The sequence below is a fragment of the Teredinibacter haidensis genome, assembly GCF_014211975.1.
GTDB classification, from domain to species: domain Bacteria; phylum Pseudomonadota; class Gammaproteobacteria; order Pseudomonadales; family Cellvibrionaceae; genus Teredinibacter; species Teredinibacter haidensis.
This window is the reverse complement of record NZ_CP060084.1, coordinates 2,675,920-2,688,237: the sequence shown is the minus strand read 5'-3', so window position 1 is coordinate 2,688,237 and position 12,318 is coordinate 2,675,920. Positions and strand designations below refer to the sequence as shown.

The window sequence follows — 12,318 nt, the reverse complement described above, 5'->3', positions numbered from 1 at the left end:
GCTGTAACAGCCATGCGCTGGAAGCAGTTGGTCGGTGGGGTATGTGGAGGCCTAACCCGATACAGGAAAAATGAATATGCCTACAGTAAGCATGCGCGATATGCTGCAAGCCGGTGTCCACTTCGGTCACCAAACCCGTTACTGGAACCCGAAAATGGGTCAATATATTTTCGGCGCCCGTAACAAAATCCATATTATTAACCTGGAGCACACCGTTCCAGCGTTTAACGAAGCCTTGGCTATTATCCAAAAAATGGCCAGCCAGAAGAAAAAAGTTCTCTTTGTAGGCACTAAGCGCGCCGCTCAAAAAACCATTAAAGAGCAGGCTGAGCGTTCAGGTATGCCTTATGTGAGCAACCGCTGGTTAGGTGGTATGTTGACCAACTACAAAACCATCCGTGCCTCTATCCGTCGCTACCGCGAGCTGGAAGTTCAGAGCAAAGATGGTACCTTCGAGAAGCTGACCAAGAAAGAAGCGCTGATGCGTACCCGTACTATGGGCAAGCTTGAGCTGTCTATTGGTGGTATTAAAGATATGGGCGGTCTGCCCGACGCTTTGTTCGTGATCGATGTTGAGCACGAGCGTATTGCGATTCAGGAAGCTAACAAGCTGGGTATCCCCGTTATCGGCGTGGTAGATACCAACAGTAACCCTATCGGTATTGACTATGTTATCCCTGGTAACGACGATGCGATCCGTGCGGTTAAGTTGTACGTAGCTGCCGCTGCTGATGCCTGCATTGACGGTATCAAAGAGGGTTCTGCCGCCGTTACTGAAGGTGAGTTTGTTGAGGTTGCTGCAGAAGAAGGTAAAGCCGAGGGTTAATCTACCCCGGTGTCTGCCAGTGCAAATAGCGTTGCCAGCTGGCAGTTAAATTCATAAAGGGGGGCTATGCTCCCCTTTTTTAACATTTAAACGTGACAAGTTGAGGATTATTAAGATGGCTGTGACTGCTACTTTGGTAAAAGAACTCCGCGAGCGTACCAGTCTGGGTATGATGGAGTGTAAAAAAGCACTAGTTGAAACGGACGGCGACATCGAACTGGCGATAGAAAATCTGCGCAAGGCCTCTGGTTTGAAAGCTGCCAAGAAAGCTGATCGTACAGCTGCTGAAGGCGTTGTAGCGGCTAAGATTGCCGAAGACGGCAGTTATGGTGTTGTGGTTGAGGTTAATAGCGAGACTGACTTTGTTGCTCGTGATGACGGCTTCCTAGCATTCGTTAGCTCTGTAACTGACAAGGCCTTCGCCGCCAAAGCCGGGAGCGTGGGCGTAATTTTAGACGACGAGATGGAGAATACCCGTCAGGCGCTGGTACAGAAAATCGGTGAAAATATCAATATCCGTCGTGTTCAGCTGGTTGAAGCTGCTAACGGTGTGGTGGGTGCTTACGTTCACTCAAATAATCGCATTGCGGTTTTGGTTGAGCTGTCTGGCGGTACTGTTGAGTTGGCCAAAGACGTTGCCATGCATGTTGCTGCAGTGAATCCGCAGGTTGTTAATCCGTCCGATATGTCTGAAGACCTGGTTAACAAAGAGAAAGAAATTATTAAAGCTCAGCCAGATATGGCAGGCAAGCCAGAGCAGATCGTTGAAAAAATGATGACTGGCCGTATCAACAAGTTCCTGAAAGAGAACAGCTTGGTTGAGCAGCCTTTCGTTAAAGACCCAGACCAGACTGTTGGCGCTTTGGTTAAAGCTGGCGGCGCAGAGGCTGTTAGCTTCGTTCGCTATGAGGTTGGTGAAGGTATCGAGAAGAAAGAAGAAGACTTCGCAGCAGAAGTTGCTGCCCAGGTAGCGGCATCTAAATCCTAATCGCTGCAAGGTGTACCAGAATAAGAAAGGCGGGACGCAACTCCCGCCTTTTTTCTGTTAAACTCTCGCGAATTTATTTGGTCGGCCCTGGGCCGGAACCTAGAGTGCAAGTTGGGAGATGGGGTTTATGTCAAGCGGGCGCGATCGGAAGTACAAACGAATTCTGCTGAAGTTAAGTGGTGAGCAGTTAATGGGGGATGAGGGCTTCGGCATCGATCCCAAAGTGCTCGATAAGATGGCGCTGGAAATTGGTCAGCTGGTGGGTATTGGTGTTCAGGTTGGTCTGGTTATTGGTGGAGGCAACCTTTTTCGCGGCGCCGCACTGAGCAAAGCTGGTCTGGATCGCGTAACGGGCGACCATATGGGTATGCTGGCCACAGTGATGAATTCCTTGGCTATGCGCGACTCTCTGGAACGATCCAATATATCTTCTACGGTTATGTCCGCAATTCCCATGCACGGTGTTACCGATCAGTACGATCGCCGCAAAGCGATGCGACTGCTGGAAAATGGCGAAGTGGTTATTTTCTCTGCCGGTACGGGCAACCCTTTCTTTACCACCGATTCTGCTGCTTGCTTGAGAGCTATCGAGGTCGAGGCTGAGATAGTGTTGAAGGCGACCAAGGTTGATGGTGTGTATACCGCCGATCCAGTAAAAGATCCGACGGCTACCCGCTACGATACTCTGAGCTACGATAAAGTGATGCAGGACAAGCTTGGTGTTATGGATCTTACCGCCATATGCCTTTGTCAGGATCACGGTATGCCGGTACGTGTTTTTAAGATGACAAAGCAGGGCGCGCTGCTGAGTATTATTGTGGGTGAGGAAGAGGGAACTCTTATCGAAGGCCCCAAAGAAAAAGAAGAGGCGTAAAGCAATGTTGAATGATATAAAAAATGACGCCGAAGAGCGTATGAAAAAAAGCGTAGAAGTACTGGGCGTAAACTTTAACAAGATCCGTACTGGTCGCGCTCACCCGAGTATTCTGGACAGCGTTTCAGTGAATTATTACGGCAACCCAACGCCGTTGTCTCAGGTGGCTAATGTTTCGGTGTTGGATGCTCGCACCCTGTCTCTTAGCCCTTGGGAAAAGTCCATGGTGCCGGAAATTGAAAAGGCGATCATGAAATCTGGTTTGGGATTAAACCCTGTGACTACCGGGGAGTTGATTCGGGTACCCATGCCCGCACTGACCGAAGAGTCGCGTAAAGGCTATATCAAGCAGGCGCGCAACGAGGCTGAAAATGCTCGTATTTCTGTTCGCAATATTCGTCGCGACGCGATCTCTCACATAAAAGATCTGCTAAAGGATAAAGAGATTGGCGAAGACGATGATCGTCGTGCCCAGGATGAAATTCAAAAGACTACCGATAAATTTATTGCTGAAGTGGATAAAGCTCTGGCTGTAAAAGAAAAGGATTTGATGGAAATCTAAAATCCTGCCCGGTCGTTGTAGCGCCGGGCGTTTTTCCGCTTGAATTATGAATGTAACCGAAAATTTAAATCCCCACCCGTTGCGCCATGTCGCCATTATTATGGATGGTAATAATCGCTGGGCTAAACAGCAGGGACGCCAGGGTATTTCTGGCCATAAGGCCGGTGTCGAGCGCATTCGGGATGTCTTGGGTGCGTGTCGAGAAGAGAGTATCGACGCTCTGACGGTATTTGCGTTTAGCAGTGAGAATTGGCGTCGCCCGCCCAAAGAAGTCGAAGCCCTGATGGGGTTGTTTTACAGTTATCTGAAAAAAGAGGCGCGTAAGCTCGCCAGCGAAGGTGTTGCCCTGCGTGTGATTGGCAGCCGCGAACGCTTTGATAAAAAGCTGCTGCGAGCGATTGAAGAAGCAGAATCCATTGCTTGCAGTGGTGAGGCTACACTGGTTATTGCTGCGGATTATGGCGGTTGCTGGGATATCGCTCAGTCTGCTCAGAAGCTCGCGCAGAAGGTGGCTATGGGTGAGATCGCACCAGCGGATATTACCGAAGAGGCGCTTTCTGACAATATCAGTACTTCAGACCTTCCTCCTTTAGATCTGCTTATTCGTACCGGTGGTGAATACCGTATTAGTAATTTCCTTTTATGGCAGGCAGCCTATGCCGAGCTTTATTTTACGGATCTGTTATGGCCTGAGTTTGACGGTTCTGCGTTAAAAGAGGCTGTTCAGGACTATTACAGCCGCCAACGTCGTTTTGGCAAAACTGGGGAACAGCTGGTAAAAGAGGCCTCTCGTGCTTAAACAACGTGTTTATACTGCCGTGGCACTGGTTGTGCCATTTATTACGATTCTGTTTCTGGGCTCATGGCTTCATTTTACCTGTTTGGCAGGTGTGGTCGTGGGCCTTGCCGCCTGGGAATGGGCCGGTCTGGCGGGCCTAAAAACCCCCCTTTCACGGGCTGTTTTTACGGCCTTTATCGCTTTGAGTGGAGCCTTGATTGGATGGTTTCTACAGTGGACAGAGCATCACCAAAATCTTCAGACGCTGCTGATTGCGGCCTCGATCTGGTGGGCTGTCGCACTTTTGTGGGTACAGGGTTACCCCTCCAGCGCCATTATCTGGGGTTCCACCCCTGTGCGCCTGGTGATGGGGTGGTTTGTATTGGTTCCAGCCTGGTTGGCATTGGTTTATTTACGTTCTGAGCCTGCGGGTAGCTGGTTGGTGCTGATGGCCGTGTTTACGGTCGCGGCAGCAGATATTGGTGCTTATTTTACCGGTCGCGCATTTGGTCGAACCAAGCTGGCGAAAAATGTCAGCCCCGGCAAAACCTGGGAGGGTGTTGTCGGCGGATTGTGTTTTGCGCTCGCTTTGGGGGCTGTCGCCAATGTTGTCATTATTCATGGCAACTGGTTGGCGCTGGTGGCCGTCATACTACCTACTGCGCTCGTTTCTGTACTCGGCGACCTGCTAGAGAGCATGGTTAAGCGGCATCAAGGTGTAAAAGACAGTGGTGCCTTGCTACCGGGACACGGTGGTTTTATGGATCGCATCGATGGCCTTGTCGCCGCCGCACCTATTTTTGCGCTCGCGGTCCTTTCAACCCAGTGGACGGTAAAGGTAGGTTAGTGCAACAGATAACGGTACTGGGCTCAACCGGCTCGATTGGTGTTAGTACGCTGGACGTGATTCGTTCGCACCCCGATCGTTTTACGGTGTATGCGCTGGGTGCTAACTGCCAGGATAAGTTAATACTGGGGCAGTGTTTGGCGTTCAAACCGGTTTATGCGGTGTTGAATGACGAAGTTGCAGCTGGGCGATTGCGCAGCGCTCTGTTAGCGCAGGGCAGCAAAACGCAAGTGCTTTCCGGTGAGCAGGGCTTAATCGATATTGCCTCTGCCAATGATGTTCAGGTTGTAGTGGCCGCCATTGTCGGTGCCGCTGGCCTTGATTCGACCTTGGCTGCGGTGAGGGCTGGCAAGCGGGTTTTACTTGCCAACAAAGAATCGCTGGTTATGAGTGGCAAGCTGTTTACCGATGCGGTTGATAAGTATAGCGCTGAGTTGTTACCGGTTGATAGCGAGCATAACGCCATTTTTCAGTGTATGCCGGTTGGCTACTCTTCCCTGAAGCAGGCGGGTATTCGCCGTATTTTGCTTACCGGCTCTGGTGGCCCTTTTCGGGAAGCGCCACTTGTCGAGTTGGCGAGTAAAACTCCTGAGCAGGCTTGCGCGCACCCGAACTGGTCTATGGGCCAGAAGATATCTGTCGATTCCGCCACGATGATGAATAAAGGGCTGGAATTTATTGAGGCCTGCTGGTTGTTCAAAGCGCAACCAGAGGATATACAAATTGTGATTCACCCACAGAGCATTGTGCACTCCATGGTGGAGTATGCTGATGGCTCGGTGCTGGCACAGATGGGCGTACCGGATATGCGTACTCCTATCGCTAATTGCCTAGGGTGGCCGCAACGGATTGCATCCAATGTTGAATCATTGAACTTTTTCACCTTAAATGCCCTCGAATTCAGCGCGCCGGATTTTGAGCGCTTTCCTGGTTTAAAGTTATCCATTGAGGCGATGAAGCAAGGTGGCGATTTTGCGACCGCGTTGAATGCTGCCAACGAGGTTGGAGTGGAGGCTTTTCTGGATCAGCGAATAGGCTTTGCACAGATAGCTGAATTAATAGCCGATGTTTTAGATGCCTGGCAAAGTACCGAACCAGATTCATTAGATGTGGTCAAAGATGCCGACCAACGAGCGCGCGTGAGTGCGCAGTCATTTATAGCGCGACTTAGCCGCTAGCATGAGATTTTATTTGTGATAGGAACAATTACAACCGTCTTTTATTTTCTCATCGCCATTACGATTCTGGTGGCGGTGCATGAGTTTGGTCATTTTTATGTCGCCCGTCGCTGTGGTGTTAAGGTGCTGCGTTTTTCTATTGGCTTTGGCAAGCGGCTGTATTGTTGGACTGATAAGCAGGGTACCGAGTTTGCGATCTCCTCTATTCCTCTAGGGGGCTATGTCAAAATGGTGGATGAGCGCGAAGGTGATGTCGCTCCAGAAGATCTACCCTACGCCTTTACTCAGAAGCCGGTTTGGCAACGTATCGCTATTGCCGCTGCGGGTCCGTTGGCCAACTTTATTCTGGCTATTGTATTTTATTGGCTGCTGGCAATGCAGGGAGCGGTATCCCTGTCTCCTGTGATTGGCAACGTTGAGCCAGGGTCTATTGCTGCGCAGGCTGGTCTGGAGGTTGGGCAGGAAATTGTGGCGGTCGATGGTAAGACGATAGACAGTCGTCGATCTTTGGACCTGTATTTAATTAACCGTCTGGGCGAAAGCGGCGATATTAGTTTTACGGTGAAGTACCCGGATAGCGACCTTGTATACGAATCGCGGGCTCAACTGAACGAGTGGTTAAAGGGAGCGGAGGCACCGGATGTTATCGGCGGCCTGGGAATTGAATTCTATCACCCACAGATTCTGTTAAACGTTATCCATGTCGAGCCGGGCAGTGCTGCTGAGGCCGGTGGTTTTCAGGTTGGCGATAAGGTTATTAGCATTGACGGTGGAAGTCGCAGTAGCGGCGACCAGTGGTCCAGCTATATCAGTACGCGCGCAGGACAGGTACTGACGATTGTTGTAGCGCGAACCGAAGAGGGTGGCAGTGTTAGCCAAAAGATTCTCACCGTAACGCCGCGCGAAGTGAAAGATACGCTGGGTCGTAAACGAGGTTTGATGGGCATTGCCTGGGGCAGTGAAACGTGGCCGGAAGAAATGATCCGCCGACATCACTATGGCGTTTTCGGTAGTATGAAGCAGGCGGTAACTGAAACCGGTGAAGTGGTATCGACCGTCTTGATATCCCTTAAAAAGCTGATTTTAGGCCAAATTTCCACTAAGAACTTGAGTGGCCCGATAGGCATTGCTAAAGTTGTCGGCCATTCGGCGGAGGCTGGTATCTGGACCTTCGTGAATGTCCTTGCTTATATCAGCGTTCTTCTCGGTGTATTTAACTTATTGCCGATTCCAGTGCTTGATGGCGGTCATATTTTGTACGGTTTGATCGAGTGGGTGAAGGGTAGTCCTGTGTCTGAAAAAATACAGGTTTTGGGTTATCAGGCAGGTCTGGTAATGCTGCTGGGTTTGATGGTGATAGCCTTTTATAACGACATTTTACGCCTGTAGATTTGCGGGTAATTATTAATAACAAATAAGAAGATATCTTGTTGAGTTTCCCTATTAGTATGAAGCGATTTCTGGTTCTTTTAGCGCTGTTTGTAGTCTCGGCGCCCTCACTGGCTCAGAGTTTCCGAGTCGACGATATTCGCCTAGAAGGCTTGCAGCGGGTTTCGGCAAGTCCGGTATTTGCCGCACTACCGGTTCAGGTGGGTGAAACCATCGACAGGGAAGATGTGCGCGATATTATTCGCTCGCTCTTTTCTACGGGCTTCTTCTCTGGAGTCCAGATCGCGCGGGAAGGCCGTGTGCTCATTGTGATCTTGCAGGAACGCCCTTCCATTAAGTCGATCAATATTGAGGGCAACAAGGCCATCAAAACCGAGCAGCTGACGGAGGTGATGGAAGAAAACGACCTGCGCGAAGGTGAAATTCTGCAGCAGGATTTGCTGCAGGGGATTACCCGTGAACTGGAAAGGCAGTATGTTGCCCGTGCTCGTTACGGCGCGTCTGTTGAGGCTGAGGTGGAAGAGCTGCCCAACAATATGGTGGGCATTGATATTCAAGTGGACGAGGGTAAGTCTGCACGTATTAAGCATTTGAATATCGTCGGTAATACCGTATTTCCCGAGGAAGAATTACTCGACCTGTTCGAAATTGATACGGGTAAGTGGTACAAGCCCTTATCCGGTGCGGATCAGTACGCTAAAGAGAAACTGACCGGTGATATCGAAACCCTGGAATCCTTCTACTTGGATCGGGGCTATCTGGATTTTGAAGTGCTTTCTAGTCAGATTTCTATCAGCCCGGATAAAACACAGGTTTTTATTACCCTGAATATTCATGAGGGTGAGATCTATACCGTCAAAAGCATTGATATTGCAGGCGATCCAATTATTCCAGAGGAACGATTGCGCCGAGTTGTGTTGCTACGTGAAGGCGAGACTTTCTCGCAGCGTTATATGACGGATACCTCTGAGTATGTGACGACTATGATGGGTAATTCCGGGTATACCAACGCCAAGGTGGAAGGTATTCCTGAGAAAAACCAGGAAGAGCATACGGTTGACGTGACGTTCTTTGTCGACCCTGGTAAGCGCGTTTATGTTCGACGGATTAACTTCCGCGGCAATGTGAAAACCAGCGATGAAGTGCTTCGCCGTGAAATGCGTCAGATGGAAGGAGCCTCTGCGTCTAACTCTCGCATTGAGCAATCCAAGGTTCGATTGGAGCGCCTGGGGTACTTTAAAGAAGTGCAGGTTAACACCGTCGATGTCCTTGGCACAGACGATATGATTGATGTCGACTACTCGGTCGAGGAGCAAGCATCGGGTAGTATTCAGGCCAGCGTGGGTTATGCCCAGACGACTGGCTTAAACCTGGGTGTGAGTGTTCAGCAAAACAACTGGCTGGGCACCGGTAAGCAGGTGAGTTTTGGTATTAATAAAAACACTTACCAAACGCTTTACAGCTACAGCTATTCAGATCCGTACTTTACGCCGGATGGTGTGAGTCGTGGTTTGAGCGCCTATTATCGTACGCGGGACTATTCCAAAATTAACGTGTCCAGCTACAGCACCGATGCTTATGGTGCGGACATGACTTTCGGCTATCCGATATCTGAAATTTCCCGTGTCGGCTTCGGTTTGGGTTTTATTAATCAGAAGATTAAAACCGGCCGCTATGCGCCACAGGAAATTGCCAGTAGCCCTAGCCTGAGCGCCTTTTCATCCAACTCCTATATCACACAGTACGATTGGGAAAATATTTCTCTTCCCGCCGCCAGCGCCAATCCATCAGGTTATGCTGTTCCGATAGAAAATAATCAGTATCAGGAATTTGAAATTGATACTTACGCTATTACCGAAGAAAACCTGCTGGCAACGCAGCCCGGTTTTATTGACGAATACGGTAAAGATTTTTCCAGCGCTACTCTGTCCTTTAATTGGAGCCGAATCACGCTGAACCGCGGTATTTTAGCCACCAGGGGGAGCTCTCAGCGTTTGCAGTTTGAGGCAACGGTGCCTAGCAGTGAAATGGAATACTATAAGCTTACCTATAATGGTCATATTTTCTTCCCTCTAACTAAAGATTTTACTTTGCGTCTGAAATCGCGTTTGGGTTATGGCGATGGCTACGGAAGTATGGATGAGCTGCCATTTTTTGAGAATTTCTACTCCGGCGGATTTGGTTCTGTGCGAGGGTTTGAACGTTCTACTTTAGGACCGCGTGGTTCTCCCTCCTGGGAATATCGTACGGCTGTCGACAATAATCGCAATGCATTACCGACGGGTTGGACGGATCTGAATCGTGATGGAAATATTCAATCGACAGAGCTGTCGGGTGTTTCGCCGAATTATATCGCTTGCGAAGACCCAACATCTCCCCAGGTTCTGAACAGTAGCTATCAAATTTGTGAGCCCGGTAAACTGATGGCATACCAAACCGGTGGCGTTCGTTCTATCGGCGGTAACGTTCTGGCGGAATTTAGTGCCGAGATGATTCTGCCCATTCCCTTTATTGAAGATACTCGCTCGATGCAGTTAGTGGCCTTTGTTGACGCAGGTAACGTATTCTCCGGTTACTGCCGCAAAGACAATTTTAAACAGTTAAACTGCCACGAGATTTCTGCTGATTACCTGAGTTCTTCTGCGGGGTTTGGCTTTACCTGGATTTCCGGGTTTGGCCCAATGACGTTCAGCTATTCTGTGCCTCTGCACCGGAATGAAAATGACCGAACGGAGGCTTTCCAGTTCTCGTTCGGAACCGGCTTCTAATACTTAAAAAATTGAGAGAGACCATTATGACTATTAAAAAAATCCTCGCAGTTGGCGCACTTTTGGTTATGGCGAATATGGCATTCGCCGGTAAGATCGCTATTTTTAACCACGAAAGCGCGATGATGGGTACCAAACAAGCTGCTCAGGCTATTGAAAAGTTAAAGGCTAATGCCGAATACAACCAGATGATGACCCAGATTGAATCACTGCAGGCAGACCTGAAGGGCTTGGCCAAAGAGGCTGAAACCAATGGCATGACTTGGTCGCAGGAAAAAATGGCTGAGCATCGCAAAAAGATGGAATACGTGCAGGCAGATTTACAGCTGGCGGCAAAAAAAATTCAGGGCGAAAATGCTGCGGTTATCAATAAGCTGGCTCAGGAATTTCAACCTAAGTTGAAAGCTGTGTTGGACGAAATTATGAAAGCCGACGGTATCGATGTTATTTTGCGTCCACAGGCGGTTTATACCGTAATGCCCGCGCTTGATATTACCGCTAAAGTAACTGCGGCGCTGGATAAAGCTAAGTAATTGGTTTTGAAGGAAGCCGGATAATGGTCAAAACAACCTACTCTCTAAAACAATTGGCTGAATTTCTTCAGTGTGATTATGTAGGTGATACTGCTGTTGAAGTTGACGCAATAGCAACGCTTGAGCAGGCGACCAAGCAGCAGCTGACGTTTATCTCTCAGGATAAATACGAAAAATACCTGCCCGATTGTCGAGCAGGTATTTTGGTTTTAAAACCGGAGCAGCAGGAAAAGTTTAGCGGCAACAAATTGCTGGTAACGGACCCTTATATGGCTTACGCCCAGCTGAGCCGCATTTTCGAAAGCCGGCAGCGTGTTGCAGTTGGTATTCATCCCTCGGCAGTTGTTGCTGAAAGTGCCATGGTTGCAGCGACGGCTCGTATTGGCCCAAATGCTGTTATTGGTGAGTTCACCGTTATTGGCGAAGATACCGAAATTTCAGCCGGCTGTACGGTTGGCGACGCCAGCCGCGTGGGCGACAACTGCTTACTGCATGCAAATGTATCCGTTTATGCCGGAGTAACCATCGGCGATAAAGTTATTGTGCACAGTGGCACTGTTCTAGGCTCAGACGGTTTTGGCTTTGCGCCTTCTCAACAGGGGTGGGTAAAAATACACCAGCTTGGTGGAGTGCGCATTGGTAGTCGTGTCGAGATTGGCTCTAATACGTCAATTGACCGAGGTGCTCTGACGGATACGGTTATTGAGGACAATGTTATTATCGATAACCTCGTTCATATCGCCCACGGGGTGAAGGTGGGTGAGGGGACTGCCATTGCCGGTTGTGTCGGCATTGCTGGCAGTACGACTATTGGTAAGAATTGTCAGATTGCCGGTGCTGTTGCCATTAACGGCCATATTGAAATAGCCGATAATACCTTTTTCCATGGCGGAACGATTGTTACGAAAGGTGTACGTGAATCGGGAGCTTATGCTTCCACTCCACCCATGCAAGATGTGAGGAAATGGCGTAGAAACTCTGTGCGCTATACTCAATTGGATGACCTAGCAAACCGGATCAAAGATCTGGAAAAAGCCGCTAAATAAATCACCTTATTCTTTTCTTCGAGTTACGAAAAATTTGGGCACTGGGGGCTCATTTATGTTGGATATATTGGAAATTAAAAAATATTTGCCACATCGCTATCCCTTTTTATTGATTGATCGTGTAGTCGATTTAGTGGAAGGCGAATCAATTGTTGCATACAAAAATGTCACCGTGAATGAAGAAGTTTTTCAGGGGCATTTCCCCAATTTCCCCGTTTTTCCTGGTGTACTTTTATTGGAAGCAATGGCGCAGGCCTGTGGTGTTCTCGGTTTTAAAACCATGGATAAAACACCTGATGATGGTTCGATTTACTTGTACGCAGGCGCGGACAAAGTGCGTTTTAAGCGTCAGGTTGTGCCCGGTGATAGAGTGTACTTTGAAGCTAAAATTGTTTCGGTAAAACGCGGTATCTGGAAGTTTGATTGTATTGCTAAAGTCGATGATCAGTTGGTGGCATGTGCAACTATTATGTGTGCTGATAGAGCTGTAGGTTAACGCTCTAAACATTCGTTAGATGCTATTTGGTGG

At 49.0% G+C, this 12,318-nt stretch carries 12 protein-coding genes; all 12 read left to right on the top strand.

Annotated features, from left to right (window positions below; translation table 11 throughout):
- Positions 1-76: 76 nt before the first annotated feature.
- The 12 genes from rpsB (at position 77) to fabZ (ending at position 12,285) form a co-directional block, all read left to right on the top strand.
- The gene (gene rpsB, locus H5715_RS10545; protein ID WP_075186727.1) at positions 77-826 is read left to right on the top strand and encodes a 30S ribosomal protein S2; all 750 of its coding nucleotides are present in this window, start codon (positions 77-79) and stop codon (positions 824-826) included.
- Between the two features lie 115 nt (positions 827-941).
- On the top strand, positions 942-1,814 hold the full coding sequence (gene tsf, locus H5715_RS10540; protein WP_075186726.1) for a translation elongation factor Ts: 873 nt from the start codon (positions 942-944) through the stop codon (positions 1,812-1,814).
- Positions 1,815-1,941: 127 nt separating this feature from the next.
- On the top strand, positions 1,942-2,688 hold the full coding sequence (gene pyrH / locus H5715_RS10535) for a UMP kinase (protein WP_075186748.1): 747 nt from the start codon (positions 1,942-1,944) through the stop codon (positions 2,686-2,688).
- A gap of 4 nt (positions 2,689-2,692) precedes the next feature.
- Complete coding sequence (frr, locus tag H5715_RS10530) at positions 2,693-3,250, top strand: ribosome recycling factor (RefSeq protein WP_075186725.1); 558 nt, start codon at positions 2,693-2,695, stop codon at positions 3,248-3,250.
- A gap of 46 nt (positions 3,251-3,296) precedes the next feature.
- The gene (gene uppS, locus H5715_RS10525; protein WP_075186724.1) at positions 3,297-4,049 is read left to right on the top strand and encodes a polyprenyl diphosphate synthase; all 753 of its coding nucleotides are present in this window, start codon (positions 3,297-3,299) and stop codon (positions 4,047-4,049) included.
- Positions 4,042-4,875 (top strand): phosphatidate cytidylyltransferase, encoded by an 834-nt coding sequence (locus H5715_RS10520; protein WP_075186723.1) that lies wholly within the window; start codon positions 4,042-4,044, stop codon positions 4,873-4,875. The genes uppS and H5715_RS10520 overlap by 8 nt, the downstream gene beginning before the upstream one ends.
- Positions 4,875-6,053, top strand: a complete 1,179-nt coding sequence (gene ispC, locus H5715_RS10515; protein ID WP_075186722.1) for a 1-deoxy-D-xylulose-5-phosphate reductoisomerase — start codon at positions 4,875-4,877, stop codon at positions 6,051-6,053. The genes H5715_RS10520 and ispC overlap by 1 nt, the downstream gene beginning before the upstream one ends.
- A gap of 18 nt (positions 6,054-6,071) precedes the next feature.
- On the top strand, positions 6,072-7,442 hold the full coding sequence (gene rseP / locus H5715_RS10510) for an RIP metalloprotease RseP (RefSeq protein ID WP_075186747.1): 1,371 nt from the start codon (positions 6,072-6,074) through the stop codon (positions 7,440-7,442).
- 59 nt (positions 7,443-7,501) lie between these two features.
- Positions 7,502-10,210: an outer membrane protein assembly factor BamA gene (gene bamA, locus H5715_RS10505; protein WP_075186721.1), complete on the top strand. Its 2,709-nt coding sequence runs from the start codon at positions 7,502-7,504 to the stop codon at positions 10,208-10,210.
- A gap of 26 nt (positions 10,211-10,236) precedes the next feature.
- Positions 10,237-10,743 carry an OmpH/Skp family outer membrane protein gene (locus H5715_RS10500; RefSeq protein ID WP_075186720.1) on the top strand — a complete coding sequence of 169 codons (507 nt, stop codon included), beginning with the start codon at positions 10,237-10,239 and terminating at the stop codon, positions 10,741-10,743.
- 23 nt (positions 10,744-10,766) lie between these two features.
- On the top strand, positions 10,767-11,789 hold the full coding sequence (gene lpxD, locus H5715_RS10495) for a UDP-3-O-(3-hydroxymyristoyl)glucosamine N-acyltransferase (RefSeq protein WP_075186719.1): 1,023 nt from the start codon (positions 10,767-10,769) through the stop codon (positions 11,787-11,789).
- Between the two features lie 55 nt (positions 11,790-11,844).
- Positions 11,845-12,285 (top strand): 3-hydroxyacyl-ACP dehydratase FabZ, encoded by a 441-nt coding sequence (gene fabZ / locus H5715_RS10490; protein WP_075186718.1) that lies wholly within the window; start codon positions 11,845-11,847, stop codon positions 12,283-12,285.
- The last annotated feature ends 33 nt before the right edge of the window (positions 12,286-12,318 follow it).

Excerpts from the sequence above, each read along its gene's own strand:
- tsf (WP_075186726.1), top strand. The coding sequence starts at position 942 with ATGGCTGTGACTGCTACTTTGGTAAAAGAACTCCGCGAGCGTACCAGT.
- lpxD (WP_075186719.1), top strand. The coding sequence starts at position 10,767 with ATGGTCAAAACAACCTACTCTCTAAAACAATTGGCTGAATTTCTTCAG.
- bamA (WP_075186721.1), top strand. The coding sequence starts at position 7,502 with ATGAAGCGATTTCTGGTTCTTTTAGCGCTGTTTGTAGTCTCGGCGCCC.
- rpsB (WP_075186727.1), top strand. The coding sequence starts at position 77 with ATGCCTACAGTAAGCATGCGCGATATGCTGCAAGCCGGTGTCCACTTC.
- H5715_RS10500 (WP_075186720.1), top strand. The coding sequence starts at position 10,237 with ATGACTATTAAAAAAATCCTCGCAGTTGGCGCACTTTTGGTTATGGCG.
- uppS (WP_075186724.1), top strand. The coding sequence starts at position 3,297 with ATGAATGTAACCGAAAATTTAAATCCCCACCCGTTGCGCCATGTCGCC.
- pyrH (WP_075186748.1), top strand. The coding sequence starts at position 1,942 with ATGTCAAGCGGGCGCGATCGGAAGTACAAACGAATTCTGCTGAAGTTA.
- frr (WP_075186725.1), top strand. The coding sequence starts at position 2,693 with ATGTTGAATGATATAAAAAATGACGCCGAAGAGCGTATGAAAAAAAGC.
- fabZ (WP_075186718.1), top strand. The coding sequence starts at position 11,845 with ATGTTGGATATATTGGAAATTAAAAAATATTTGCCACATCGCTATCCC.